The sequence below is a fragment of the Plantibacter sp. RU18 genome (genome assembly GCF_050613355.1).
Lineage (GTDB): Bacteria > Actinomycetota > Actinomycetes > Actinomycetales > Microbacteriaceae > Plantibacter.
Genome location: NZ_CP159618.1, coordinates 17,199 through 43,161, shown reverse-complemented (window position 1 = coordinate 43,161; position 25,963 = coordinate 17,199). Strand labels below are relative to the sequence as shown.

The 25,963-nt window shown below is 63.2% G+C and carries 24 protein-coding genes, 1 pseudogene and 2 other annotated features; of the genes and pseudogenes, 17 read left to right on the top strand and 8 right to left on the bottom strand.

The window, feature by feature from the left end; all coding sequences use genetic code 11:
• Window positions 1–92: 92 nt before the first annotated feature.
• Complete coding sequence (locus tag ABMA10_RS00200) at window positions 93–1,337, bottom strand: IS256 family transposase (RefSeq protein WP_431030682.1); 1,245 nt, start codon at window positions 1,335–1,337, stop codon at window positions 93–95.
• Between the two features lie 52 nt (window positions 1,338–1,389).
• On the opposite strand from ABMA10_RS00200, the gene ABMA10_RS00195 reads away from it, so the two are divergent.
• From ABMA10_RS00195 to ABMA10_RS00155, 9 genes are all read left to right on the top strand, one after another.
• The gene (locus ABMA10_RS00195) at window positions 1,390–2,199 is read left to right on the top strand and encodes a DUF4158 domain-containing protein (protein ID WP_431031029.1); all 810 of its coding nucleotides are present in this window, start codon (window positions 1,390–1,392) and stop codon (window positions 2,197–2,199) included.
• A gap of 514 nt (window positions 2,200–2,713) precedes the next feature.
• A protein-coding gene (locus ABMA10_RS00190; RefSeq protein ID WP_431030710.1) for an IS3 family transposase occupies window positions 2,714–3,933 on the top strand; the annotation gives its coding sequence in 2 pieces (ribosomal slippage) (window positions 2,714–2,993 and window positions 2,993–3,933; 1,221 coding nt in all).
• Window positions 2,992–3,105: a sequence feature (AL1L pseudoknot), on the top strand. Its footprint overlaps the gene before it by 114 nt.
• 30 nt (window positions 3,934–3,963) lie before the next feature.
• A complete protein-coding gene (locus ABMA10_RS00185) occupies window positions 3,964–5,655 on the top strand; it encodes a Tn3 family transposase (RefSeq protein WP_431031540.1) in 1,692 nt (563 codons plus the stop codon).
• Entirely contained in the window at window positions 5,655–6,290 is a 636-nt protein-coding gene (locus tag ABMA10_RS00180; protein WP_431031028.1) for a plasmid pRiA4b ORF-3 family protein, read from the top strand. Before ABMA10_RS00185 ends, ABMA10_RS00180 begins: the two co-directional genes overlap by 1 nt.
• Before the next feature lie 129 nt (window positions 6,291–6,419).
• Complete coding sequence (locus ABMA10_RS00175; RefSeq protein ID WP_431031027.1) at window positions 6,420–6,992, top strand: recombinase family protein; 573 nt, start codon at window positions 6,420–6,422, stop codon at window positions 6,990–6,992.
• A 270-nt stretch (window positions 6,993–7,262) separates the two neighbouring features.
• Entirely contained in the window at window positions 7,263–7,925 is a 663-nt protein-coding gene (locus ABMA10_RS00170; RefSeq protein ID WP_431031026.1) for a hypothetical protein, read from the top strand.
• A 979-nt stretch (window positions 7,926–8,904) separates the two neighbouring features.
• The gene (gene relB / locus ABMA10_RS00165) at window positions 8,905–9,126 is read left to right on the top strand and encodes a type II toxin-antitoxin system RelB family antitoxin (protein ID WP_431031025.1); all 222 of its coding nucleotides are present in this window, start codon (window positions 8,905–8,907) and stop codon (window positions 9,124–9,126) included.
• Window positions 9,123–9,386 carry a type II toxin-antitoxin system RelE family toxin gene (locus tag ABMA10_RS00160; RefSeq protein ID WP_431031024.1) on the top strand — a complete coding sequence of 88 codons (264 nt, stop codon included), beginning with the start codon at window positions 9,123–9,125 and terminating at the stop codon, window positions 9,384–9,386. Before relB ends, ABMA10_RS00160 begins: the two co-directional genes overlap by 4 nt.
• A gap of 128 nt (window positions 9,387–9,514) precedes the next feature.
• A complete protein-coding gene (locus ABMA10_RS00155; RefSeq protein ID WP_431030684.1) occupies window positions 9,515–10,756 on the top strand; it encodes an IS256 family transposase in 1,242 nt (413 codons plus the stop codon).
• A 161-nt stretch (window positions 10,757–10,917) separates the two neighbouring features.
• Here the strand turns inward: ABMA10_RS00155 and ABMA10_RS00150 are convergent.
• Together ABMA10_RS00150 and ABMA10_RS00145 are read right to left on the bottom strand one after the other, a co-directional pair.
• A pseudogene (locus ABMA10_RS00150) lies at window positions 10,918–11,457 on the bottom strand (recombinase family protein); the annotation flags it as partial.
• Between the two features lie 141 nt (window positions 11,458–11,598).
• Complete coding sequence (locus ABMA10_RS00145) at window positions 11,599–11,961, bottom strand: ArsR/SmtB family transcription factor (RefSeq protein ID WP_431031023.1); 363 nt, start codon at window positions 11,959–11,961, stop codon at window positions 11,599–11,601.
• A 199-nt stretch (window positions 11,962–12,160) separates the two neighbouring features.
• On the opposite strand from ABMA10_RS00145, the gene ABMA10_RS00140 reads away from it, so the two are divergent.
• Window positions 12,161–13,360 carry an MFS transporter gene (locus ABMA10_RS00140; protein ID WP_431031539.1) on the top strand — a complete coding sequence of 400 codons (1,200 nt, stop codon included), beginning with the start codon at window positions 12,161–12,163 and terminating at the stop codon, window positions 13,358–13,360.
• 308 nt (window positions 13,361–13,668) lie between these two features.
• Here ABMA10_RS00140 and ABMA10_RS00135 read toward each other — a convergent pair whose 3' ends face one another.
• The 3 genes from ABMA10_RS00135 to ABMA10_RS00125 form a co-directional block, all read right to left on the bottom strand.
• Complete coding sequence (locus ABMA10_RS00135; RefSeq protein ID WP_431031022.1) at window positions 13,669–14,079, bottom strand: DUF1801 domain-containing protein; 411 nt, start codon at window positions 14,077–14,079, stop codon at window positions 13,669–13,671.
• 833 nt (window positions 14,080–14,912) lie between these two features.
• Entirely contained in the window at window positions 14,913–15,464 is a 552-nt protein-coding gene (locus ABMA10_RS00130; protein ID WP_431031021.1) for a DUF4158 domain-containing protein, read from the bottom strand.
• A gap of 44 nt (window positions 15,465–15,508) precedes the next feature.
• A protein-coding gene (locus ABMA10_RS00125; RefSeq protein ID WP_431030710.1) for an IS3 family transposase occupies window positions 15,509–16,728 on the bottom strand; the annotation gives its coding sequence in 2 pieces (ribosomal slippage) (window positions 15,509–16,449 and window positions 16,449–16,728; 1,221 coding nt in all).
• Window positions 16,337–16,450 (bottom strand) — a sequence feature (AL1L pseudoknot). (Overlaps the previous gene by 114 nt.)
• Before the next feature lie 207 nt (window positions 16,729–16,935).
• Here ABMA10_RS00125 and ABMA10_RS00120 point away from each other — a divergent pair.
• Complete coding sequence (locus ABMA10_RS00120) at window positions 16,936–17,616, top strand: hypothetical protein (protein ID WP_431031020.1); 681 nt, start codon at window positions 16,936–16,938, stop codon at window positions 17,614–17,616.
• 469 nt (window positions 17,617–18,085) lie between these two features.
• Here ABMA10_RS00120 and ABMA10_RS00115 read toward each other — a convergent pair whose 3' ends face one another.
• Window positions 18,086–18,349, bottom strand: coding sequence for a hypothetical protein (locus tag ABMA10_RS00115; RefSeq protein ID WP_431031019.1), 264 nt, complete (start codon window positions 18,347–18,349; stop codon window positions 18,086–18,088).
• A 326-nt stretch (window positions 18,350–18,675) separates the two neighbouring features.
• Here ABMA10_RS00115 and ABMA10_RS00110 point away from each other — a divergent pair, with 326 nt between their 5' ends.
• From ABMA10_RS00110 to ABMA10_RS00100, 3 genes are all read left to right on the top strand, one after another.
• A complete protein-coding gene (locus tag ABMA10_RS00110; protein WP_431031018.1) occupies window positions 18,676–19,293 on the top strand; it encodes a hypothetical protein in 618 nt (205 codons plus the stop codon).
• 14 nt (window positions 19,294–19,307) lie between these two features.
• Entirely contained in the window at window positions 19,308–19,544 is a 237-nt protein-coding gene (locus tag ABMA10_RS00105) for a helix-turn-helix domain-containing protein (protein ID WP_431031017.1), read from the top strand.
• A gap of 379 nt (window positions 19,545–19,923) precedes the next feature.
• Window positions 19,924–20,595: a recombinase family protein gene (locus ABMA10_RS00100; RefSeq protein WP_431031538.1), complete on the top strand. Its 672-nt coding sequence runs from the start codon at window positions 19,924–19,926 to the stop codon at window positions 20,593–20,595.
• An 82-nt stretch (window positions 20,596–20,677) separates the two neighbouring features.
• Here the strand turns inward: ABMA10_RS00100 and ABMA10_RS00095 are convergent, their stop codons facing one another.
• Window positions 20,678–21,922 (bottom strand): IS256 family transposase, encoded by a 1,245-nt coding sequence (locus tag ABMA10_RS00095; RefSeq protein ID WP_431030682.1) that lies wholly within the window; start codon window positions 21,920–21,922, stop codon window positions 20,678–20,680.
• A gap of 52 nt (window positions 21,923–21,974) precedes the next feature.
• On the opposite strand from ABMA10_RS00095, the gene ABMA10_RS00090 reads away from it, so the two are divergent.
• The 3 genes from ABMA10_RS00090 (at window position 21,975) to ABMA10_RS00080 (ending at window position 25,848) form a co-directional block, all read left to right on the top strand.
• The gene (locus tag ABMA10_RS00090; protein ID WP_431031016.1) at window positions 21,975–22,115 is read left to right on the top strand and encodes a hypothetical protein; all 141 of its coding nucleotides are present in this window, start codon (window positions 21,975–21,977) and stop codon (window positions 22,113–22,115) included.
• Between the two features lie 212 nt (window positions 22,116–22,327).
• Window positions 22,328–24,436 (top strand): SIR2 family protein, encoded by a 2,109-nt coding sequence (locus tag ABMA10_RS00085; RefSeq protein ID WP_431031015.1) that lies wholly within the window; start codon window positions 22,328–22,330, stop codon window positions 24,434–24,436.
• On the top strand, window positions 24,415–25,848 hold the full coding sequence (locus tag ABMA10_RS00080; protein WP_431031014.1) for a hypothetical protein: 1,434 nt from the start codon (window positions 24,415–24,417) through the stop codon (window positions 25,846–25,848). Before ABMA10_RS00085 ends, ABMA10_RS00080 begins: the two co-directional genes overlap by 22 nt.
• Window positions 25,849–25,963 lie beyond the last annotated feature (115 nt).

Here is a 25,963-nt window from a genome sequence, read left to right as displayed (position 1 = left end):
GGGCCTTCGGCCGATGTGGCGGAGATCGCGCACCTCACCTCGGGGTCAAGCCCCGTGGAGTGGTGTAGCCGTGTGTCCTTCGATTCGTTGGGTTAGGCGCTGAGGGCGAGTTCTGGTTCGGGCACCTCGGTTCCGGTGTCGGGGACGATGGTGAGGCGGCTCTTGGCGAGGATGTCGAGTCCGAGGTAGCGGCGTCCCTCGGCCCATTCATCGGTCTGTTCGGCAAGGACGGCGCCGACGAGCCGGGTGATCGCGTCGCGATTGGGGAAGATGCCGACGGAGTCGGTGCGGCGACGGATTTCACGATTCAGGCGCTCGTTCGGGTTGTTCGACCAGATCTGCTGCCAGAGCCCCTCGGGGAACCCGGTGAACGCGAGGATGTCGGCGCGGGCAGCGTCGAGGTGTTCGTGAGCTGCGGGCAGTTTCCCGTCGACGTAGTCCAACAGCCGGTCGAACTGGGCGTGGACGGCGTCGGCGTCGGGCTGGTCGTAAACGGAGTGCAGCATAGCCTTGACCGCGGGCCAGAGACTCTTCGGGGTCACCGACATCAGGTTCGCGGCGTAGTGGGTGCGGCAGCGTTGCCAGGCCGCGCCGGGGAAGTTCGCGGCGATCGCCTCGACCAGACCGCGGTGCGCGTCGGAAGTGACCAGACGAACCCCGGTCAGACCGCGGGCGACGAGGTCGGCGAAGAACGTGTTCCACGCCGCCCCGGTCTCCGACGTGGCCACCCGCAGGCCCAGGACCTCGCGGCGCCCATCGGCGTTGACCCCGGTCGCGACGAGAACAACGGCGTTGATGACGCGTCCGCCTTCGCGGACTTTCATGGTGAGAGCGTCGGCGGCGACGAACGTGAATGGGCCGGCATCACCGAGCGGGCGGTGTCGGAATTGGTCAACGTGCTCGTCGAGGTCCGCAGCCATCCGGGACACTTGCGACTTCGACAACGAGTGAATCCCGAGGGTCTTCACGAGTTTGTCCATGCGGCGTGTGGAGACGCCGGCGAGGTAGCAGTCCGCGACGACGGTGATCAGGGCGGTCTCGGCGCGTTTGCGGCGCTCGAGGAGCCACTCCGGGAAGTAGGTGCCAGAGCGCAGCTTCGGGATCGCGACATCGATGGTCCCGGCGCGGGTATCGAGGTCGCGGTGCCGGTAGCCGTTGCGTTGGACGGTGCGACCCGGGGTGGGTTGGCCCCACTCGGCGCCGATCACCGCGTCAGCGTCGGCAGAGAGGAGCGCGTTGATCATGGTTTGCAGCAGCGACCGCATCAGATCGGGAGACGCGTCGGTCAGGGCTTCGCCAAGAAGGTGTGCAGGGTCGACAATATGTGGAGCGGTCATCGTGATGATGCCTTTCGAGTGGAGGTTAGAGACTTCTCGAAGGAGTCACACGGTGACCGCGCTCACGTCCAAGACCGAGCCGGCCACCGCAGGCTACACCACCTTATGGGGCACTACTGAGTTGCTCGGCAACAAGTCGGGGACGACCCGGCTTGGGTTCGCTCTGACGTTGAAATTCTTCGAGCTTGAGGGCCGATTCCCTCGCTCGTCGGCGGACTTACCTTCTGCGGCGGTGGCATATGTTGCTGGGCTGGTCGGGGTCGATGCTGTTGCTCTGGCCTCGTATGAGTGGACTGACCGGACGGCGAAGCGTCATCGTGCTCAGATCCGGGAGGTGTTTGGTTTCCGCGAGTTCTCGTCGGCCGACGAGGAACGGTTTGCGCGGTGGTTGGCGGAACGGGTGTGCCCATCGGAGACGCGCGAGACGGTGTTGCGGGAGGCGTTGCTGGGTCGTGTGCGGGCGGAACGGATTGAGCCGCCGGCCCGCGTGAAACGCATTCTGGGGGCGGCGCGGGCGCTGTTTGAGTCCTCGTTCTGCGCGAGGGTGTGGGAGCGGTTGGGCGCTGGGACCCGGGACCGGTTGGAGGCACTGATCGCTGATGGCACCGGGGGTGGGGCGTTGGCGCAGCTGCGGGCGGATCCTGGATCGTTGAGCCTGGACTCGTTGCTCGAGGAGGTCGACAAGCTGCACCTGGTGCATGATCTTCAGTTGCCGTCCGGTGTCTTTGTTGGGGGTGTCGGAGAAGGTTGTCGAGGCGTGGCGGTCGCGAGCGGCGCGGTCGTATCCTTCGGATTTGTGGGCGTCGTCGGTGCCGGTGCGGGTGACCCTGTTGGCGGCGTTGTGTCATCAGCGGTCGGCTGAGATCACGGATGGGTTGGTGGAGCTTCTGCTGGGCTTGGTGTTGAAGGTGAACACGAAGGCGGAGCGGAAAGTCGAACGGGAACTTACCGAGGATCTGCGTCGCGTTCGGGGGAAGGAAGGTCTCCTGTTCCGGATCGCTGAAGCCGCGCTGGACGAGCCCGACGGTACGGTCCGGGACACCGTGTTCCCGGTCGTGGGTGAGGGTACCCTGCAGGATCTTGTGCGGGAAGCGAAGGCGAACCAGGCTGCCTTCCAGAATCGGGTTCGGACGGTGCTTCGCGGTTCGTACACGAACCACTACCGGCGGATGCTGCCGGCACTGCTATCGGCGCTGCGGTTCCGCTGTAACAACACTGCCTACCAGCCAGTGCTGGAGGCGTTGACGTTGCTGAGTGAGTACGCGGATATGCGTGGGCAGGTGCGTTTTTACGCTGCCACGGACCAGGTGCCCATCGACGGGGTGTCTTGCCCTTGGTTTGATGGAGACTCTGATCGTCCTGAAAGGATGAGGAGTATGCCAGCTTTGAGGAAGTACCCGGCGGAATTGAGAGAGCGTGCAGTGCGCCTTGTGTTCGAGGCGCGTGATGCGGATGGGGGCCGCCGTGGTGTGTGTACCAGGATCGGCCGGCAGCTTGGTGTCCCGTCGGACACGTTGCGTGGCTGGGTCCAGCGCGCCGAGGTCGATGGGGGTCTGCGTTCGGGGACGTCCACTGATACTGCGGTTCGCCTGGTCGAGGTGGAGCGTGAGGTGAGGGAGTTGCGGCGGGCGAACGCGATTTTGCGGAGCGCGTCGGCTTTCTTCGCGGCGGAGCTCGACCGCCCACACAGCAGATGATCGCCTACATCGATGAACACAAGGAAGAGTTCGGGGTCGAGCCGATCTGCAGGGAACTGCCGATTGCCCCGCAGACGTACTATGCCGCGCGGTCTCGGCCGCCCTCGCAGCGGTCCGTCAGTGACGAGGACACCGTGGTGAAGGTCCGTGCCGTGCACCAAGCGAACTATGGCGTCTATGGCGTCCGGAAGGTCCATGCGCAGCTGCGTCGCGATGGCCACCGGGTGGCCAGGTGCACGATCGAGCGGCTCATGCGTCGGGAGGGTCTCCGCGGGATCTCGCGGGCCAAGGGGCCACGCACGACGATCCCTGGGCCATTCACGGATCGTCCGGGGGACCTCGTTGACCGACGGTTCACCGCACCGGCACCGGACTGCCTCTGGGTTGCGGACATCACCTACATTCGGACGTTCTCCGGCTGGGTGTATGCCGCGTTCGTATTGGACGTGTTCTCCCGCCGGATCGTGGGCTGGCAGCTCTCCACAACCATGCACACCGAGCTTGCCCTCGATGCTCTCGAGATGGGCATCTGGACGCGGCAGCGTGCCGGCCGGGACCTGTCACAACTTGTCCACCACTCGGATCGCGGAGTCCAATATCGTGCCGTGCGCTACACCGACCGCCTCGCTGAGGCAGAAGCAGTCGCCTCGGTTGGGTCCAAGGGCGACAGCTACGACAACGCGATGGCCGAGGCGCTGAACTCTCTATTCAAGGCCGAACTGATCCGCAACCTCGGCCCGTGGAAGGGGATCGACGAGCTCGAGATCGCGGTCGCGGAATACATCGACTGGTACAACCACCGCCGACTCCACGGCGAGATCGGACACATCCCACCCGTCGAAGCCGAGAACAACTTCTACACGCAACTACCCACCATCACCGTGATGGAACGGGTCTAACCGAGCCTCTACCAAACCCGGGGCTTGACAGTGCCGGCCTCCTGGCGAGACGCGGTCCGGGATGAGGAGGGCCGCATTGAGCGAGTCCCGTACGAGTTGTGTGTCCTGGTCGCGCTACGGGACGCGCTGCGCCGACGTGAAGTCTTCGTCGACGGCGCCAAACGGTGGTGCAACCCCGAAGACGACCTCCCGGCTGACTTCGACGCGCAACGTGAAACCCATTACGAGACCTTGCGGAAACCGTTGGACGCGACCATGTTCGTCCAAGACCTCCAGCAGCGGATGCGTCGGGCGCTGACGGGATTCGATTGCGGGATTCTCGCCGACACCTGCGGCGGGGTGAAAATCACTGTCCGTCGCGGTGCACCGTGGATCACGGTTCCGAAACAGGAGCCGCTCAAGGAGCCTCAGAACCTGCGAGGGTTGAAAGACGAGGTCCGCCGCCGGTGGGGCACGATTGACCTGCTCGACGTCCTCAAGGAGTGCGACTTTCTCACTGATTTCCTGTCCGAGTTCGTCTCGGTCGCGTCGCGGGAGAACCTCGACAAGGACAGTCTGCGACGGCGGTTGCTGATGTGCTTATTCGCGCTCGGGACGAACGTAGGGATCAAGGCGATCGCGGACACGGCCGGCCATGCCGAGACCGAGCGTGAGCTCCGCCACGTTCGCCGGCACTACATCACCCGCGACAACCTGCGCCGCGCAACCCAGAAACTCGTCAATGCGACCCTCGAGGCTCGCGACCCCGGCTGGTGGGGAAACGGGACAGCATGCGCATCGGACTCGAAGAAGTTCGGGTCGTGGGAATCGAACCTGATGACCGAATGGCACAACCGCTACCGAGGCCCCGGCGTGATGATCTACTGGCACGTCGAGGAGAAATCGATGTGCATCTACAGCCAGCTGAAGAGCTGCTCATCCTCGGAAGTCGCCGCGATGATCGAGGGCCTGCTCCGGCACGACACGAACGCGGATATCGAGGCCAACTACACCGACACCCACGGTGCCTCGATCGTCGGATTCGCGTTCACCGAGCTCCTCGGCTTCAAACTGATGCCGAGGATGAAGAACATCGGCTCGATCCGGCTCTACCGCCCCGACGACGAGAGTGTGTACAGCGAACTCGGGCCCGTCCTCACTCGCCCGATCCGCTGGGAACTCATCACCCAGCAGTACGACCAGATGGTCAAGTACGCCACCGCCCTGCGTCTCGGGACCGCGGAAGCCGAGTCCATCCTCCGCAGATTCACCCGCGGCGGTCCGAAACACCCGACCTATCTCGCGCTCGAAGAACTCGGCCGTGCAGTGCGCACCATCTTCGCCGCCGACTACCTCGCCAATCCCGAGATGCGCCGTGAGATCCACGGCGGCCTGCAAGTCGTCGAGAACTGGAACAGCGGAAACGACGCGTTCTTCTACGGCAAGAGCGGCGACCTCACCGGCCCCGACAAGGAGAACGTCGAGATCTCCGTCCTCGCCCTCCACCTGCTGCAATCCTCGCTCGTCCACCTCAACACGATCCTGCTGCAAAGGGTGCTCGATGACCCCGGAATCGCGGACCGACTCACCGCTGAGGACCGGCGCGGGCTCACCCCGTTGTTCTGGACCCACATCAACTTCTTCGGCCGGTTCATGCTCGACATGAATCAACGCATCGACCTCAATCAACAAGCAGCCCCTGAGGAATCAGACTGGCTGCGACAGCGACAGGAGGCTTCCTGATGAACGAGCCCACCGACCCGGCACTGTTCCGTGTCCGTGTGCATCTGGTGGATAGCAACCCCGAGATCTGGCGACTCATCGAGGTCAACGCGGACCTGACCTTGGACCGTGTCCATACTGCGCTGCAGGTGGTGATGGGGTGGGAGAACGCGCACTTGCATGATTTCGAAGACCTCGACCCGCGCGCGCGGTGGAAACCCGGGCAACCCGAGCCGCGCAGGTGGGGCCCGGCCCTCCTCTCCGAGGACGACGAGAGCATGCTTCCAGACGAGGACTACACCCTCCGGGACGTCCTGACCGAGGACCGCCCCCTCTTCTACGAATACGACCTCGGCGACCGGTGGCTTCACTGCCTCGCCCTCATAGAAGCCCTCCCCATGGCGCCGGCGGACAACACCGTCACCGTGATTCGCGGCGAACGACGCTGTCCGCTCGAAGACAGCGGCGGAATCGACGGCTACGAAGAGCTCCTCGAGAGCGTGGCCGACCCTGGCCACGACGAGCACCACGAACACGCTGAATGGGTTGCCAGGATGACAGGGGGCCCGGTAAACCTCTTCGACCCGGCCAGGTTCGACAAGAACGCCACGAACAAGGAACTGAGAAGACTATTCCCCCGAACGAAGCACGCGTAACGGTAACGTTCGTTCACGAGACACCGAACGGACGTCAACGCTCCCCGCGGAAAATCAACGAACAGAATGTAACGCTTGCCGTGTACGCGCCAATGACACGCAATAGCGGGTTACTGATACATTTCTGAGATGCGCGTCGGCTACAGCAGGGTCTCCACCCGCGATCAACACCCCGAAGCACAACACGACGCCCTCGCCGCCGCCGGCTGCGACCGGCTCTTCGTCGACACTGCCTCCGGCGCCCTCGCCAGGCGCCCCGAGCTCGAGAAAGCTCTGCTGTCCGTGAACCGGGAAGGCGACCAGCTCGTCGTCACGAAACTCGACCGACTTGGCCGCTCCCTGGAGAACCTGATCGACCTCGTGAATCAGCTCGACAGCCGCGGCGTCGACCTCGTCGTCCTCGATCAAGGCATCGACACCTCCACGCCGGCCGGTCGGATGTTCTTCCACATTCTCGGCTCGATCGCCGAGTTCGAACACGCCCTCATGTCCGAACGCACCCGCGACGGCCTCGCCGCCGCCCGAGCCCGCGGCCGCACCGGCGGCCAGAAACCCAAGCTCGGACCCCGCCAGGTGGCCCTCGCCCGGCAAATGTATGAAGAGACCGGGGCGGACGGGAAACGCGCCCACACCGTGCAGCAGATCGCCGAAGAATTCGGTGTCACCCGCCCCACCATCTACCGACGCCTCAGTGACAACTGAGCCCACGGCTACCTGTCACCTAGCGACACGTTCGGGAGTACCAGGCCGAATGCGCATCAAAGTGCAGCAGACCGATGCGAGGTCGTCGTCATGTTGTCGCTTGCGCTGAGAGATCGCACTTGAGACGGAACGCCGCTGACCATCAACCTGGCGGCCGAGCTGACCGCTAATTGAGGCAAGCTGACGCAAAAATGTATAGTGTGACCCAATTCCGTTAGGCTGCACACCACGCAGCCCAGGAAGATCCTGCAACTCATTGAGGAGTTATACATGGAACCCACATCACAGATCGAAGCTCGACCCATCACCTGGTCGCCCCGCAGTGCCGCTCGTGTACTTGCGTCACTCGCCGTCGCTGCGGCTCTGGTGCTTGTCAGCTCTACCCCCGCATCAGCAACGGGGGCCGGCACCACGAGCGGTCTCCCTGCGGAGCAGCGGCAGGAAGTCGCCGAAACCGAGATCGCCTTCGCCTCCCTCGACCGGTCGAGCAACACATTCGACTTTCAGGCGGCGGTCAACGCCGGCGTGAGCACCGGTGCTGCGGAACGCTTCGCCTATGGCGTACTCCTGGCAGGCGGCGACATCGTCAACAGCGCAGTTCCCATCACCCTTCCAGATGACCTCGCAGAAATTGCTCCACAACTCAAAGCCTGCGCCGGCACCAACACAGTATCCACCGAGTGGTATGGACACCGCGTGCAGATGGACTCGTGTATCACGACGCGTGTCATCACGATCATTGGCGGCAGCGGTGGCATTGCAGGCGCTGCAGCCTACCTCTCCGCCGCGTTCCCCCCGGTCGCAGCCGTTGCCGGCATCGTTGCGGCAGCAATGGCAATCGTCGGAGGCGGACTGGCCATCTGTGGCTCCAACGGACACGGCCTGGTCATGTACCAGGTGTGGACCGGTCAGCCCTGGTGCACAGGCCCATGAAGTCTCTCATCCAGCGGCGGGGCCATTTGAGCGTCGGGCTCTTCATCCTCGGACTGACTGCACTGGCCGTTTGCCTGACGCTGCTCGCCCTCGGCCTAACCGGACAAGCAGAATGGTGGATGGGATCCCCCTTCACGCCCTATCTCAGCTTGCTCCCTCTGATCATCATCGCACTCGCGGTTGTGACCGATCGCGCCCGCCGACAACGATAAAGAAGCAAACTGGATCGCTAAACTACTCGCCAGGAGCCAGATACTGTACCCTGCTGTCCACGCGGAAACCCCGCACGGACAGCGGGGTTCGGGACTACTGCATGGTTAGGTGACCGGTTGTAGTCACGCAGCCAGTGCGGCTTGAATATGTCACCCTTGACCCGGTGGGTCCCGCCGACGCTGCCAGAGTCAACCAAGCAGTGCACGAAAGAGCTCACACATGACCCTCGCGCCCGCCTGTAGCACCCCGGACCAAAACGTCGCTCGCCCGTCGATACGCGCGATCTCGACCTCGACGCTCTTCTTGCGACGCTTGTTCTTGCCCATCCGAACTCCCTCGCTCATTGTCGTACCGGTCGTCTGATCCGGTCACTTGAAGTAGGTGCCGAACGAGGTGCGAATCGGACAACCTCGTCGGAAGGATTCCCGCGGACAGCCCACGAAACATCCGCCCACGAACCATCCGCCCACGCCGAAGGCTCACGATCGCCAATTTCAAACGCCTCATATCCCTGGGGATACGAGACGTCTCAACGCCCTGCCGAGCCGGTCCGTTTGAAGGATTCGCGACCGGCAGGATCTCGCAGCCCTGTGAGCCCGCCGCAGATCTAGGAACCGTGTTGCAAAATCGTGATTCACGAACTGAACTGCCTGCCACCCGTTTCGAGACCCCGCTGAGGGCACCCGCTCCACCGGTGATACCCACTGGCGGAATATGCGCACCCCCCGTAGTGTTTACATGTAAACACTGAGAGTTGGGGCGTGTCATGACTGTTGCCGTACGTCTGAGCCCAGAGCTGGAGAGCCGCCTGGGCGCACTCGCGGAACGTACGGGCCGCACGCGCTCGTTCTACGTCAAGGAAGCGATCACTCTCCACCTTGAGGAGCTTGAAGAGCGCTACTGGGCTGACGCGGCGATTACGCGCTGGGAAGAATCCTCGCAGGAGACTCGTCCGTGGGCAGAAGTCAAAGCCGGACTTGATCTGTGAGCCAGTGGCGACTCGAGGTCAGTCGCGACTTCGAGCACCAGCTCCGCAGACTCGACAAACCGATTCGGCAACGCGTCGTGCGCTACCTCGATGAGATTCTCTCCCTCGAAGATCCACGTCAACGCGGCAAAGGACTCACCGCGAACCGTTCCGGATACTGGCGGTATCGCGTTGGTGACTATCGTCTTCTCGCCGAGATCCGAGACAACGAGCTCGTCATCATCGCTGTGGAGCTCGGACACCGGTCCGAGATCTACTGACGACGCGACGGTTGCGTCCAATAGCGTGGTGTAACCCCGGCCCTGATGGGCGTGTTGCACCGATGTGAGGCGGCCACCGCGTGATTCTTGGAAAGACCGATCAAGTCTTTTCCGAAGGAGTACACGCGATGACCGCACCCCATTTTATTGACCCTGCCCGTTTCCTGTCCGAACAACTCGAGCAAGCCTCGCCGGACCTGATGCGGCAGATGCTGACCACGTTCATCAACGCGCTGATGAGCGCCGAGGCCGAAGCCGTCTGCGGGGCCGAATACGGCCAGATCTCCGCCGACCGGACCAACTCCCGCAACGGCTACCGGCACCGGGATTTCGACACCCGCACCGGCACTCTCGACGTCGCGATCCCGAAGCTGCGCACCGGAACGTACTTCCCGGACTGGCTCCTCGAGCGGCGCCGCCGTGCCGAGGCCGCCCTGACCAGCGTCGTGGCGACCTGCTACCTGCTCGGGGTCTCGACCAGGCGGATGGAGAAACTCGTCGAGTCCCTCGGCATCACTCGTCTGTCCAAGTCGCAGGTGTCGATCATGGCCACCGACCTCGACGAGCAGGTCGAGCAGTTCCGCACCCGGCCCCTCGACGCTGGCCCCTACACGTTCGTCGCCGCCGACGCCCTGGTGCTGAAGGTGCGCGAGGGCGGCCGTGTCGCTAACGTCCACGCGCTCCTCGCGACGGGCGTGAACAAGGACGGGCACCGTGAGATCCTGGGCTTGCAGGTCACCAGCGCCGAAGACGGCGCCGGCTGGCTGGGCTTTTTCCGCGACCTGACTGCCCGCGGCCTCACCGGGGTGAAGCTCGTCACCAGCGACGCTCACGCCGGCCTCGTCGCGGCGATCGGGGCGACGCTGCCCGGCGCGACCTGGCAGCGCTGTCGCACCCACTACGCCGCGAATCTGATGTCCGCGACCCCGAAGTCCAGCTGGCCGTGGGTGAAGACCCTGCTCCACTCGGTCTATGACCAGCCCGACAAGGACGCCGTCCACGCACAGTTCGACCGGGTCCTGAACGCCCTGGAAGAGAAGCTCCCCGCAGTCGCCACCCACCTCGAGACCGCCCGGGCGGACGTGCTCGCGTTCACCGGCTTCCCGAAGGAGATCTGGCGCCAGCTCTGGTCCAACAACCCGCAGGAGCGCCTCAATCGCGAGATCCGCCGCCGCACCGACGTCGTGGGTATCTTCCCCGACCGCGGCTCCCTGATCCGCCTCGTCGGAGCGGTCCTGGCCGAACAACACGACGAGTGGATCGAAGGCCGCCGCTATCTCGGCCTCGACGTCCTCAGCCGCTCACGCCTCACCCTCGTCCCGACCGACAAGGAGGAACAAACAACCGAACTCGGCGCCCTCAGCGCCTAGAAATCCAAGAATCACGCGGCAATCCCGTTACACCACGCGTTTGGACTTGACCGACGCGACGGGAGGAGCTCGTCATACTTGGCCACGTCTGGCAACGGGCGCTTGTCCGCGGGTAGCGTTGCGATCGACGCATCCAGCTCCCGGGGCGCGGCCGCATCCTCTGCGGCGCGCAGATACGCGTACACGGTCTCGCGGCTGATCCCGAACTCCCGGGCCAGCGCCGCCGTCGAAACCCCCGCAGCAGCCTTCTCCCGCAGCTCCCTGGCGCGTTCAATATTCTGCGCCGGCGCCCGCCCCCGATACACCTTCCCCTGCTTCGCCAGAGTGATGCCCTCACGTTGCCGTTCAAGAATCAGAGAGCGTTCGAATTCCGCGAACGCACCCATCACACTCAGAAGCAGGTTCGACATCGCACTGTCATCGCCCGTGAACGAGAGTTGTTCCTTCACGAACTCGACCCGCACCTGCTTGTCCGTGATCCGCCGCACCAACTGCCGGAGATCGTCGAGGTTCCGGGCGAGACGGTCCATCGAATGCACCAGGACGGTGTCACCATCACGAACGAAGTCGATCATGTCCTCGAGCTGAGGGCGCTCGTGATCCTTCCCCGATGCCTTGTCGGTGTAGACCTTGTCCAACGGAATGCCGTCGAGCTGCCGGATCGTGTTTTGATCCAACGTGCTCACCCGGACATAGCCAATGCGCTTACCCGCCGTGCCCCCGCCGTCCTGTCAGGTTGAACTCCAAGACCCACGGGCGGTGCTGTCAATCAATGCAGGAATGGACCCTAAGTAGACAGAATTTTCAGCGATGGCCGGACGTCCAGTTGGGGTACACCCCAACTACACGCCGGGAGCCGCTGGAGCTTGTGTGTTCTTCGGAGAATCGGTTGGGGTGTCGCGTAGGAGAAGCGCGAGAAGGCCCGGGAATCGGGTTTCGAGGTCCTGGCGACGTAGACGCACTTTTCGGCTGTTGCCGTAATTGGTGTGCCAGACCAGACCAGACTCTCGGAGCACTCTGAAGTGGTGCGTGAGGGTGGATTTGGCTACACCGAGGCCGAATGAAGCGCACGTGCGTTCCGAGTCTTCTGGTGCGGCGATGAGTTCGGTGACGACGTAACGGCGCAGCGGATCGGCCAACGCGGTCAGGATGACACCCAACTGCATCTCTTCAACACCGGGGTGTCCTTCTTCATCTGGCATCATCAACCTCCCCTAGGTTCGGTTTGCATCGAACCTGCGTTTCTGTTCTACTGCTGAAGTACAACCTTGATCGTACCTTCGGTCGGCTCGGGTTGCTCACGAGGCTCATGTCTCGTGTCCAAAATGGCGGCGATCTTCAGGAGAGCAGGGACGGAACGTGATGACAGATACTCCAGCACGAAGCGGCGGCGTCTTGATCGGGGTGCTCCTGATCGCAATGAACATGCGTGCACCATTCAATGCCGTGGGCCCATTGCTACCGCAAGTCACCACAGATCAGGGCTTGAGTGGCGGTGCAGCGGGTGCGTTAGGTGCGATTCCCTTGCTCGCCTTCGCGCTCTTCTCGCCTCTTGCCGCATCGATCGGCCGTCGGCTCGGCAGCGAGCGCACGATCCTAATGGCATTAGGGATTCTCGCAGCCGGCATCCTCTTGCGCTCTCTGGTGCCAGCATTCGGAGGCATTTGGATCGGGACAGTACTCATCGGCATGGGCATCGCCCTGGTCAACGTTCTCCTGCCGGGGATCGTGAAGAAGAACTTCCCCACAAGAGTCTCGAGCGTCACGGGGCTCTACGCCGCCGTGCAGAGCGTGTTCGCCGCCGCATTCGCCGGAGTTGTTGTCCCAATCGCAGGCACTGACCCCTCCGGGTGGCGATTTGCGCTCGGGATCGGCGCAGGCTTCGTCATCATCGGCATGGTAATCGGAGTCCCGCTTCTGCGTTCCCGTCGAACGATCACCGCTGAGACCATCTCTGCGCCTCAGAATGCGTCAATCGTGTCGCCGTGGAACCGCACCCTGGGATGGCAGGTGGCTCTGTACTTCGGCACCCAGTCCATGGCGTTCTACGCACTCGTCACTTGGCTGCCCACCATCGAACAAGCAAATGGCCTCACCCCAGCCGACGCAGGCGCCCACCTCACCCTCCTCATGCTCGTGGGTGTTGTGACGAACCTGCTCACCCCGATCGCCATGAACCGAGCAGGAGCCTCCCAATCCTGGCTCGCCGTCCTGAGCGCGACCATGATGTTCATCGCTTGGGCTGGGTATTTCTTCCTGCCGAGCTGGGGCATCGCTTGGGCGATCTTCGGCGGACTCGCCGGAGGCAGCGGCCTTGTCCTTCTCCTATCTTTGTTCAGTCTCCGAACCCGGAGTCCCGCAACGGCCACAGCCCTCTCGGGTATGAGCCAATCCATTGGCTACCTCCTCGCCGCACTCGGCCCACTCCTCGCCGGCCTAATCCATGATCTGACCGATGGATGGGCCATTCCCATCCTTTTCATCATTACTACAACCCTCATGCAAGCTGTATTCGGCTACCTCGCAGGACGCCCCCGCTACCTCGAAAACATCACACCAGACCACCCGGCGCGAACAGAAGAACCCAACCCACGAACCCCTTAGCGTAAGATTTCGCGCTACTTCTGCCGCCACCCCTAGTAGTTCTGGGTATCCCGGACATAGTCACCTCGAATGAACGGAGTCACAAGGTACCTTCCAAGCGTGAACGCGCATGCCGGTCCGCAGCTCAGGCAGATCGCTCTCGTCTCCACCGGACTCGTCGCAGACGATGTAGAACGTGGATCGTTCGAAGTAGCCAACCTGTTCGAGATATGAAAGTCGTTTCGCTTCGGTCCGTGGTCCGCGCTGCAGCCTCGCTGCCGGTGCGTGGAGGGAGAATCCGCCTTGGAGCAACGCGACCGGTCATTGCCTCAACTGCCGTCTGTCTCGTAGGGCTGTGTTTGGGCGAGTGAATGTTCCAGTAGCGCTCGAAGCGCGCCGCGGTCTGCTCCTACCAACCTGGTCAAGTAGAGGCAGGCTTTGCTCGCTCGATGCGCACCGAGCTGGACAAGGAGGTCTGGCCAGCGGTCTGCGAAGTTGTCAACGAGGTATATCGTGTGCTCCCTCGGACCCGGCGCGAAGCCGAGTAGCGGTGCGCGCCCGCTGTGTCCGCTGTCGTAGTGGTACTCGTATTCCCCGAAGCCAATGATCCGCCCCGCCCACACCACCGGCCGCTCCCCACTGATCTCCGTGTGGAGCGCAAGCAGCTCGTCGACCTCGACGCGTCGCTGACCCGTCGCACGGCTCAGGACGTCCGCGACCGGACGATCGGATGGCGACATTACAGGTTGCTGAATTACAGTTCTTCCTTCCGTTGAGGCCAGTCGCCGAAGCGGTATTCGAGTGTGGGTGGCCGAATCGGGGCGGATCCGCCACCCACACCGCAGCGCTTCTTCCCCAGGAAAGCGCGCTGCGAACCCAGATCTTTCGGAGTAGAGAGACCCCAGCTCGAACATTTTAGGTCTTTCTGAGACGCGTTGTCCTCTTTTCGGAGGATCGTGCCGGGGGTGCTCGGTGTGTAATGTGGGGTTGGGCGCGATAGGAGGTTCCGTGCGTGCGGAGTGGGTTCCGTATGCATGATGATCGTGTCCGAGGCCAGGCGTGAGAGCGAGATGGTGGGGTCGGCTGCGTATCAGGGGATGCGTTGCCGACCCATCGTTCCGAGGAAGCCCAGCCATCGCCCGGTAGAACCTGCCGGTTTGATGCAAGACCGGAAGTCGATGACGCCGGGTCGATTGGGCCCGCCTGACGACGGGATGCCCCTACCTCGACGACATTGTCACGAAGAGTTGACCGGTACGTCGGTTCCGGTGGCGGCGGTGGCACTGATCGGTTACTGTTCGGAGCAGTCGAAGGTCCGTCACAGGCGTCGACGATCGCATGCGGTCATGCTCGCGGTCTCACCCTGATGTGCTTTCAGGGGACATCGTCGGACCCGCCGGCCCCCTTGTTGGCGGGTCCGACACTTCTGGGCTCGAGAGCCCTCGTTCCGGCGCCGCTGAGGCAGCGGGGCGCCCAGACCGGACGGGGGCCTGGTGGAGGCGTCTGAACGCTAACCGCCGTCGGGGTGGGCTGATCGAGGACGCGGCCCGGCCACGGTCGCCTCGTCGCGTATCTAGGGCGTGTTGCTAAAGCTGGTTCGGGGTCGTGTGGGTGATGCTTGAGTTGTGTCGCGTGATGTGATTTCTGACCCTGGGAGCAGTACTCGGTGGCGACGCAACCACCCGATCGCCTGATCGCGCAACGCCGCAGGCCCTTCCGCATGCGTCCATGCCCGACCGTCCAGGAACCGCCGAAATTCCTCACCGACCGCCGGGCTCTCGAACACACGGAACCCGTACGCGTCCCTGATCTCCCACGAATGCTCATACGCAGTCTTCGGTCGCATCACGTATTGGTCAAGATCTACAGCCGCGCTCAATCCCAGCTTCTCTCGCAGGTGCCCCACCACCACAGCGGGTACATTCTGCGGTTCCACCAAGAACACGCCGAGATACCGCACGGTCGTCAATTGGACCGCAAACCCGAGCCGATTGTGGTCACCCCGCCGCACCCGAATATGTGACGGATCGGTCTCGTCTAGGAAGAAGAACCTCTCCAAATCCGACCGCGAAGGCGACCCATCAAACCGACCGTACGAACCGTCCGTAGCAGAACCCGAATCCATGAAGTCCGACAGTATGTCAAGCCCCGGGTTTGGTAGAGGCTCGGTTAGACCCGTTCCATCACGGTGATGGTGGGCAGTTGCGTGTAGAAGTTGTTCTCGGCTTCGACGGGTGGGATGTGTCCGATCTCGCCGTGGAGTCGGCGGTGGTTGTACCAGTCGATGTATTCCGCGACCGCGATCTCGAGCTCGTCGATCCCCTTCCACGGGCCGAGGTTGCGGATCAGTTCGGCCTTGAATAGAGAGTTCAGCGCCTCGGCCATCGCGTTGTCGTAGCTGTCGCCCTTGGACCCAACCGAGGCGACTGCTTCTGCCTCAGCGAGGCGGTCGGTGTAGCGCACGGCACGATATTGGACTCCGCGATCCGAGTGGTGGACAAGTTGTGACAGGTCCCGGCCGGCACGCTGCCGCGTCCAGATGCCCATCTCGAGAGCATCGAGGGCAAGCTCGGTGTGCATGGTTGTGGAGAGCTGCCAGCCCACGATCCGGCGGGAGAACACGTCCAATACGAACGCGGCATACACCCAGCCGGAGAACGTCCGAATGTAGGTGATGTCCGCAACCCAGAGGCAGTCCGGTGCCGGTGCGGTGAACCGTCGGTCAACGAGGTCCCCCGGACGATCCGTGAATGGCCCAGGGATCGTCGTGCGTGGCCCCTTGGCCCGCGAGATCCCGCGGAGACCCTCCCGACGCATGAGCCGCTCGATCGTGCACCTGGCCACCCGGTGGCCGTCGCGACGCAGCTGCGCATGGACCTTCCGGACGCCATAGACGCCATAGTTCGCTTGGTGCACGGCACGGACCTTCACCACGGTGTCCTCGTCACTGACGGACCGCTGCGAGGGCGGCCGAGACCGCGCGGCATAGTACGTCTGCGGGGCAATCGGCAGTTCCCTGCAGATCGGCTCGACCCCGAACTCTTCCTTGTGTTCATCGATGTAGGCGATCATCTGCTGTGTGGGCGGTCGAGCTCCGCCGCGAAGAAAGCCGACGCGCTCCGCAAAATCGCGTTCGCCCGCCGCAACTCCCTCACCTCACGCTCCACCTCGACCAGGCGAACCGCAGTATCAGTGGACGTCCCCGAACGCAGACCCCCATCGACCTCGGCGCGCTGGACCCAGCCACGCAATGTGTCCGACGGGACACCAAGCTGCCGGCCGATCCTGGTACACACACCACGGCGGCCCCCATCCGCATCACGCGCCTCGAACACAAGGCGCACTGCACGCTCTCTCAATTCCGCCGGGTACTTCCTCAAAGCTGGCATACTCCTCATCCTTTCAGGACGATCAGAGTCTCCATCAAACCAAGGGCAAGACAGTACCCAGCAACACTCGAAAAACCCTTAGCGCCAACTACGACACCCTTCTTCCTCGACCCCCGATTGTTTCTTGGTGGGCCTGGTGGGGTGCAGACTGCACGCAACACATGTACTGGGTTGGCTGTTTGCCGGGTCGGGGGAGTGGGGGAGACTGTGAATGACATGTACACCGATGGTGCGTACCCAGATTTTGAAGCCGATGCTCGGCGGGTCGTTGGTGTTGCCGACATCATGAGAGAGACGTTCAAGCCTGATATTGGTGCGGACGAGTTAGCGGTGTGGCGTGAGCGGAGGCGGACGCTTCGGTTGCAGGGGGCGTTGTGGCATGCATCAGTCATTTTGATTGATCTGCTCTTCGATGATCTCCGCACACTTGAGACCACGACCATGCAGGAGGTCACACGTGACGTTGCCATCGATGATGGTGAGTTGTGGATCCTGGAGGAGCTGCCGGGGCGATTTGTGGATCTCTACGATCTCGGCTTCATTCGGAAGTTCCTCCTGTGCGCTGCTGCAGTCACCGGACGCGTCGGGCAGGTATGGGCTCCGGCGACGAGTGTCGCTGAGGAGCTTGCGTTGCGGCTGCTTCTCGATCAAACCGATGTGATCGTCGACACGTATGAGGTCGACGTTCCGGAAGAGTGGCGGCCGGCTCTCGAGGAGCTCCTTTTCGAGGACCTTGAGCATGAGTGCCTGTACCGCGAATTGCCATTTACTGAGGTGGGGGCTCACGTGGAAACCCGGCTGGCGAACTTGACCGCCTGGTTCATCCCGTTTGACGAGAACTTATCCGGCATCCCCTACGTCACCGACTCGCCCCTCCCGCTTCCCTAACTGGGTCCTTGGGAGTCGCGACCGTGGCAGTGTCGCGGAGCGGTTCACCTGGGTGCTTGGTCAGGGTCCACTTTTCGTGTGGATTGCAGCGCGAATATCGCGGACGATTCAAACCACGAACCACCCGATCGCCGCGGCGTCATAGAGGACGTCGATGGCAAGGAAGGAACAATGTGCCCGATCCCTCGTCCGCGTACCGCAAGCACAAGCTCGGCTCCACCCACGCCCGCCCCCGAGTCATCGCCCACTACACCGCCGACACCGGCTGGCGACACCTCCAACGGCCCTACCAAAAGCTGACCGATAAACACGCAGCCGATCTGAAGGTGGCTGGGCTCCAAGTCGTCAGGGTGAGACGGTTCTTCCGCGAGGTCGACATACAATTCTCCCGCTACCTGCCACCGGTACCCCGATCCTGAACTCTCTCCCACCCGGCAGGACCGCAGACTGCACCGCGAAGCGTTCGGCGTCAACGACGTCGACGCTGCCCGAGGTGCACGTAGGACACCGCGAACGCTGCGCCCAGGGCGATGACGAACACGTCGAGATAGGGCAGGCAGGTGGCCGGCAACAGACGGCTGCCGGCCACGAAGGCGTCGAACAGGGAGTGTCCCAGCCTGAACAGCAGCACGAACCGGTATGCGGCAAACACCGCGAGCAGCCCTGCGCCCCCGAGGACCGCGAAGAGCGAGCCGACGGTGCCCTGATAGATGTGATCGGTGAACCGTGTCACGAAGTCCAGTGAGGCTGCAGTGACAGCGACGGCCCACAGGATGCGTGAGCTGAACGCCGATCGCCCACGGCCGACCCGCCACCATCTGCGGGATTCAACTTCGAGGCCGGGTAGGGGCGGCCGCAGAAGTTGCGCATTTTCCTACGCTAAGCGCCGGTGGGTGTGTGGGTTGAGTTCGATTTGCACGTGACCTAGGTAACGTTTATCGTGCGTATTGTTATTCGTTATGGAGATAGTTTGATGATGAGTTCACCGGTATCGACATTCTCTGCCCGTAGCACCAGTGCGGCTCTGCGCTGCCGGGTGGTGTTCGAGTGAGGGCCCGGGTGCAGGCTCGCACGGGGTTGCGGACCTCGGACCGGGTCGGGTTATGGGTCCTCGCGGTCGGCACCGCCCTGGTCATGGCGGGGCTGATGGTGGTGGCAGTGATCAACGTGATCCGAATCGGCACGAACACCGCGGCCGACTTGACGTTGCCGGTGGATCTGCCGTTGCCCGCGGATGCGGTCGCCGGGCCCGCGACGATCGTCGACGGTGCCCTCACACAGGCAACCGTCATCGCGGCCGATTTGAACGCGGACACGATCGGGTTACTGACCGTCGGTGCCGCGCTGACCTGGATTTCCTACCTCTGCGTCGCCGGTGCGTTCCTGTTCATACTGGTCTCGATGCTCCGGGACCGGCCCTTCGCCCGCGCCCTGCGGAACGCGCTGATCGGCGCCGCCATTTCCGTGACCGTGCTCGGCCTTACGGGGAGCTTCCTGACCTCGATCGGGACCGCCGACGCCGCCGTCCAGCTCAGCGGCAACGTGGAACTGCATCCCTACCTCCTCGAGCTCGGCGGCGATCTGACCCCGCTCTTCATCGGCTTCGTCCTCGCCACGGGGGCGCTGCTGGTTCAGATCGGGGAACGCATGCAGCACGACACGGAACGGCTGATCTGATGGAGCCCGCAGACGTGAGCGAGGAACAACTCATCCACGTCCGCCTGGACGTTGTCCTGGCCGAACGCGGCATGACCCTGGCCGAGTTGAGCAGGATGGTGGGCGTCAGCCCAGTGAACCTGAGCATCCTGAAGAATGGGCACGCACGCGCGATCCGATTCTCCACCCTGCGCGCCATATGCGAGGCCTTGAACTGCGACGTCGGCGACCTCCTTACCTGCCACCCAGCCTCGATGGCGCGAGTATCATGACGTCGAACACGCCTCGGGTGTTTACATCCACAGCGTCACCGGCGACCGTGCCGGCGAGTCGCGCGCGAAACGTTTGCTCAATGCTGGGCGCGGTCATGATTCTTGTTCCGCTCGGATGCGCGGCCATAGTCCTGGCGGGGATCGTTGCCACGTCGCCAGTGCTGATCGTGGCTGCCGCCAGCGCCAACCTGATCGCGGCTCTCACCTGCTGACGTGACGACGACCCAACCGCTGCTCTCGCGTCTGGTTGGGGTATACCCCAACTGGACGTCAGGTCATCGTTGAAAGTTCTGTCGAGCTAAGGTCCACTTCTGCATTGATTGACACCATTGCCCGTCGGTCTTAGAGTTCAACCTGACACAATGGCGGGTTGATCTCGGTGACGGGTAAACGTATCGGGTACGTCCGGGTGAGCACGCTGGATCAGAACACGGTTCGGCAGCTTGATGGCATCCCGTTGGACAAGGTCTACACCGACAAAGCGTCGGGGAAGGATCACGAGCGCCCTCAGCTCGAGGACATGATCGACTTCGTTCGTGATGGTGACACCGTCCTGGTGCATTCGATGGACCGTCTCGCCCGGAACCTCGACGATCTCCGGCAGTTGGTGCGGCGGATCACGGACAAGCAGGTGCGGGTCGAGTTCGTGAAGGAACAACTCTCGTTCACGGGCGATGACGGTGCGATGTCGAACCTGCTTCTGAGTGTGATGGGTGCGTTCGCGGAATTCGAACGCTCTCTGATTCTTGAACGGCAACGTGAGGGCATCACTCTGGCGAAGCAGGGGAAGGTGTATCGGGGGCGGGCGCCGGCGCAGAATATTGAACGCGCCAGGGAGCTGCGGGAGAAGGCTGCTGCGGGGGTTTCGACGGCGGCGCTGGCCCGGGAGTTCGGGATCAGCCGCGAGACCGTGTACGCGTATCTGCGCGCCGCAGAGGATGCGGCCGCGCCCCGGGAGCTGGATGCGTCGATCGCAACGCTACCCGCGGACAAGCGCCCGTTGCCAGACGTGGCCAAGTATGACGAGCTCCTCCCGTCGCGTCGTCAGTAGATCTCGGACCGGTGTCCGAGCTCCACAGCGATGGGTCAAGCCCCGTGGAGTGGTGTAGCCGTGTGTCCTTCGATTCGTTGGGTTAGGCGCTGAGGGCGAGTTCTGGTTCGGGCACCTCGGTTCCGGTGTCGGGGACGATGGTGAGGCGGCTCTTGGCGAGGATGTCGAGTCCGAGGTAGCGGCGTCCCTCGGCCCATTCATCGGTCTGTTCGGCAAGGACGGCGCCGACGAGCCGGGTGATCGCGTCGCGATTGGGGAAGATGCCGACGGAGTCGGTGCGGCGACGGATTTCACGATTCAGGCGCTCGTTCGGGTTGTTCGACCAGATCTGCTGCCAGAGCCCCTCGGGGAACCCGGTGAACGCGAGGATGTCGGCGCGGGCAGCGTCGAGGTGTTCGTGAGCTGCGGGCAGTTTCCCGTCGACGTAGTCCAACAGCCGGTCGAACTGGGCGTGGACGGCGTCGGCGTCGGGCTGGTCGTAAACGGAGTGCAGCATAGCCTTGACCGCGGGCCAGAGACTCTTCGGGGTCACCGACATCAGGTTCGCGGCGTAGTGGGTGCGGCAGCGTTGCCAGGCCGCGCCGGGGAAGTTCGCGGCGATCGCCTCGACCAGACCGCGGTGCGCGTCGGAAGTGACCAGACGAACCCCGGTCAGACCGCGGGCGACGAGGTCGGCGAAGAACGTGTTCCACGCCGCCCCGGTCTCCGACGTGGCCACCCGCAGGCCCAGGACCTCGCGGCGCCCATCGGCGTTGACCCCGGTCGCGACGAGAACAACGGCGTTGATGACGCGTCCGCCTTCGCGGACTTTCATGGTGAGAGCGTCGGCGGCGACGAACGTGAATGGGCCGGCATCACCGAGCGGGCGGTGTCGGAATTGGTCAACGTGCTCGTCGAGGTCCGCAGCCATCCGGGACACTTGCGACTTCGACAACGAGTGAATCCCGAGGGTCTTCACGAGTTTGTCCATGCGGCGTGTGGAGACGCCGGCGAGGTAGCAGTCCGCGACGACGGTGATCAGGGCGGTCTCGGCGCGTTTGCGGCGCTCGAGGAGCCACTCCGGGAAGTAGGTGCCAGAGCGCAGCTTCGGGATCGCGACATCGATGGTCCCGGCGCGGGTATCGAGGTCGCGGTGCCGGTAGCCGTTGCGTTGGACGGTGCGACCCGGGGTGGGTTGGCCCCACTCGGCGCCGATCACCGCGTCAGCGTCGGCAGAGAGGAGCGCGTTGATCATGGTTTGCAGCAGCGACCGCATCAGATCGGGAGACGCGTCGGTCAGGGCTTCGCCAAGAAGGTGTGCAGGGTCGACAATATGTGGAGCGGTCATCGTGATGATGCCTTTCGAGTGGAGGTTAGAGACTTCTCGAAGGAGTCACACGGTGACCGCGCTCACGTCCAAGACCGAGCCGGCCACCGCAGGCTACACCACCTTATGGGGCACTACTGACGTCCGCATTGTCAGGCACGATCTGTGCGTCGCAATGGGCTACTTTTTGGGCGTCGTCGACAGACGCGCCTGACGTTTGAGTCGGAGGCCTGTGATCGCAATGGAAGGGCCACCGACGTCCCGCTTTGCCGGCGACCATTCTCTGCGTCGGTGAGCCGCGGTGGATGGTCGGGGCGTCGCGGGCTATGGCTACGATTGAGCTCTGCGCCGCAGTGGCCGACTTCATTGCAGCGCAGACGCCTCGCGGAGAGTGTCGAGCGAGCCAGCATCTTGAGGGGGCTTTCGGTGTGGATCACGGGGGATGTTGAGATCCCGCAGCCGGTTGTTGACGCGCATGCCGCTGGCGACTTAGTCTTCTTCGTCGGCGCCGGAGCGTCGATGGGACCGCCGTCGAACCTGCCCTCGTTCGAGGGCCTTGCGAAGGCGATGGCTGAGAAAGCAGGGGTGGAGTTCGCGAATGAGGGCGGGCTCGACTTCTTCCTCGGCTCGCTTCCCGAGGGTTTCGACACCCGACGGCACGTACGCGACGAAATACAGAGTGGAACTCCAGAGTTCAATCCCACCCACACTGCCATCGCGCAGCTCGCGGCGACGAGCGGTAAATTCCGTATCGTCACCACGAACTTCGACCTGCACCTCGAAAGTGCCGCCGTCTCCGTTGGTGTGAGCCCCGCCGATGTCTGGCACAGCCCCGCACTGCCTATTGGTTCCGACTACGCGGGGCTTGTGTACTTGCATGGGTCCGTGCATCGCCCGCCAGATGAGCTTATTGTCACGGATCGCGACTTCGGCCGTGCCTACATCACGGAGGCGTGGGCTACGCGATTTCTGTTGCCGATGTTCGATAAGCGCACGGTGGTATTCGTCGGATACAGCCACGAGGACACCATCATGCGGTACCTCGCGCTCGGGCTCCCGTCGAACACCCGCCGGTACGCCTTCACCAACGACGGACGCGATCCGAAGTGGGATCATCTGGAGATCACGGCCATCCCGTATACGCTCCGCGGTGAACATGACCACGGCAATCTCGAAGACGCCCTGACGACATGGGCGCAGCGTGCCAGAATGGGAGCGCTCGAGCACGATACTCGCGTTCGGGAGATCATCAACGGCGACTCGACGACCCTCCCGCTACCCGAGCGCGACTATCTAATTTCACAGATCGAGACCGAGGACGGGGCTCGTCGCTTCGCCTCGAGTACGACCGAGCATCGCTGGCTGCGATGGCTCGAGGGTACCGAGATGTTCAAGGCCCTTTTCCAAGGGGGGCTTGCCTCGTCTCCGAGCATGGTCCTCGCACAGTGGTACGCCTCCTTCATTGAGAACCCCGAGACGAGCGATCTCGCCCTTCACACGGTGCAGCGACTCGGACGACGATTCTCCGACGGTCTGCTCGTTTCCGTCGCACTCGCAACGGAAGCGCTCGTCCGCATCGATCCCGACCGTGGCTCACGGTGGCGAGTTCTCTTGATGACTTCGATCGAAGGACATACCGCCCCCGGCGATCCGGGTGTCGTGCTCCGGTTCGCGCGTGATGGAATGTCGAACACGCGTGCAGTCGTCCGGTCCGTGCTGCGCCCCCACCTCGTGTTGGAGCAGGGATGGGTCCTAGACAACGACAGCGACTATCCGCCGAGCGCCGCCCTCGGATGGCCCGTGCAGCCGCGGGAACTGCACAAGATCGTGACCGAGCACGCGACATCTGCGGATTCTGGAGACCCCCAAACCCTCAGCTTCTTCGAAGATGCTCTCCATAGCGCCTACGACCTTGTCGCCGCGTACAACGGCGTAACTGAACACGCCAGCTTTCGCTTCAGCAGAAGCCGAATCGAGGACCAACCGCGGCACCGCATCCACCATGTCGACTCCATGATTGACGGCCTCCGCATCGTCGGAGAACGTCTGCTCCGCGACACACCCGATCTGCCAGACCGATGGTGGCTGTTTGACCGCGTCCTGTTCCGCCGACTGGCACTTCATCTCATTGCCGAAGACACTAGCCGTTCCGCGGATGCCAAGATCGCCTGGTTGCTGGAGCGGGACACCATCTTCTTGAGCGGAGTGAAGCACGAAGTGTTCCGGATACTCGCGGATACCGTTGCTGAGGCAAGCCCGGCCGCGCGAGCAACACTTCTCGAGGCAGTGCAGCGAGGACCGCAGTTCCCCGCAAACATTGATGAGGTGGAGCGACATGTCGCCTATAGCAAGTTCAACGCCCTGGTCTGGATCACTCGCGCGGCGCCAGGATGGGCTGAAGCGGCAGCCGAACTCGCGGCGATCCGGGCTGGGTACCCCAACTTCGCAGAACGAGAAGTGCCCGACCAAGATTTCACGGTCAGTACCGGCACCTGGGGGGGGGGATTCTTCCAATGGAGCCCGACGAATTCGTAGAGATGGTCGCGTCGGACGGGGCCGACGCGGCTTTGAGTTCGGTGCTAGCTCGCGACTATTCCGAGCGGAACTTCAACGAACCTACCTGGCAGGATGCCCTCGATCTGTTTGGCCGCGCGGCCCGCGAAGACCCTGGATGCGGTCTCGATCTTCTGGAAGCGCTGAACACTCGCGACGACGAGCAACAGGAACAGATTCGGAACGCGATTGTGTCGGGCTCGGCCGAGGCTGTCATGGATGAGGCGATGAGGCTCAGAATCACTGAGGCGCTGTCCCAAGACGTGTTGCTCGTCGGCTCTTCCCGGCCGGTGGCACAATTCTTGCTCGCCCAGATCCGCCAGATCGTCGACTCTGGTGCATCCGCACACGCCTCCGCCGACGGCTTGCGGGACCTTGCACAGCGACTTCTCGCTAAGAACGAAAACAACGAGAACGTGATTCCCGCCGGATACGACGGGCCGATGCTCGCTCTGAACTCCTGGCCGGGCGAGCTCACGACGTATTGGCTGACAGAGATCGACCGACGCTGGCGCAGCGACCGCGACAACTGGCGCGGGCTGAACGGCGACGAAGCTGCGGCACTGCGGAAACTACTCGCACTTTCGAACCTGGCGGCAGCGACCGCTCCCGCCATCGCGCGCGGGCTTTTCTTCCTATTCGCCGGTGACGAAGCATTCACGACCGACAGCGTGATCCCACTGTTCACCGACTCATCCGCCATGGTCGGAGTCTGGAAGGCCTATCTCTACGGGGCGCGCATCAACGACCGGATGCTGCAGAACGGGATGTTTGCCGCCCTGTTGAGCATGTGGGACCGACTGTCCGACCTTGACGATGACGCCCTGATCCAGCAATTCCTATCACTGGCCGCGTCCATCGCCGTATCCGCAGGTATTTCAGCGGAAGAGCGCAGACAGTTGCGTATCACCAGCGTCACCGCTCAAGGCGGCGTGCACGCGCGCCGCTTCGCGGAAAACGTCGCCCAGGAGCTGGCTTCCGGTGCCGATGACGGAGAGACCACATGGGTGACCTGGTTGCGGAGTCATTTGGAAGATCGCTTAAACGGAATCCCCCGGAATCCCGATGTTGCGGAGCTGGCTGCGTGGGCCGACGTCGTTCCCCTTCTCGGAGCACGCATCCCAGAGGGGATCGCAACGTTCCGCGGTCGCGCTCCAAAATTGGTCCCGGACAGCCTCAGCATCAACATCCCCATCGAAGCGCTCAACGCACACGGAGCCGCGCTCGTTGCGTTCTTGGCGGAGCGGGTCGCGAACACTGAATCCAACAACATGATGCTTCAATACCTGCTGGATGAGCTGGTTGAGAGCCTCAGAGCGTCCCTTTCATCGGAAGACCTCGCCCCACTCGTGACGGCAGCGCGAGAAAAGGGCTACTTGCTTCCCGAAGACTGATCCGGGGGCTCGCGTCCGAGCGTTCCCCTTCTCTTCCGTCAACGGTGAGCGTCACACAGCCCACGCAATGTGGCGACCACTTATCTGGCCAGGCGACTCTTTGTTTGGCCGGTCA

What these genes read in the sequence shown, in the direction of transcription:
- ABMA10_RS00200 (WP_431030682.1), bottom strand. Translation starts at nt 1,337, where the DNA reads ATGACCGCTCCACATATTGTCGACCCTGCACACCTTCTTGGCGAAGCC.
- ABMA10_RS00180 (WP_431031028.1), top strand. Translation starts at nt 5,655, where the DNA reads ATGAACGAGCCCACCGACCCGGCACTGTTCCGTGTCCGTGTGCATCTG.
- ABMA10_RS00175 (WP_431031027.1), top strand. Translation starts at nt 6,420, where the DNA reads ATGCGCGTCGGCTACAGCAGGGTCTCCACCCGCGATCAACACCCCGAA.
- ABMA10_RS00170 (WP_431031026.1), top strand. Translation starts at nt 7,263, where the DNA reads ATGGAACCCACATCACAGATCGAAGCTCGACCCATCACCTGGTCGCCC.
- relB (WP_431031025.1), top strand. Translation starts at nt 8,905, where the DNA reads ATGACTGTTGCCGTACGTCTGAGCCCAGAGCTGGAGAGCCGCCTGGGC.
- ABMA10_RS00155 (WP_431030684.1), top strand. Translation starts at nt 9,515, where the DNA reads ATGACCGCACCCCATTTTATTGACCCTGCCCGTTTCCTGTCCGAACAA.
- ABMA10_RS00145 (WP_431031023.1), bottom strand. Translation starts at nt 11,961, where the DNA reads ATGATGCCAGATGAAGAAGGACACCCCGGTGTTGAAGAGATGCAGTTG.
- ABMA10_RS00135 (WP_431031022.1), bottom strand. Translation starts at nt 14,079, where the DNA reads ATGTCGCCATCCGATCGTCCGGTCGCGGACGTCCTGAGCCGTGCGACG.
- ABMA10_RS00130 (WP_431031021.1), bottom strand. Translation starts at nt 15,464, where the DNA reads ATGGATTCGGGTTCTGCTACGGACGGTTCGTACGGTCGGTTTGATGGG.
- ABMA10_RS00095 (WP_431030682.1), bottom strand. Translation starts at nt 21,922, where the DNA reads ATGACCGCTCCACATATTGTCGACCCTGCACACCTTCTTGGCGAAGCC.
- ABMA10_RS00080 (WP_431031014.1), top strand. Translation starts at nt 24,415, where the DNA reads ATGGAGCCCGACGAATTCGTAGAGATGGTCGCGTCGGACGGGGCCGAC.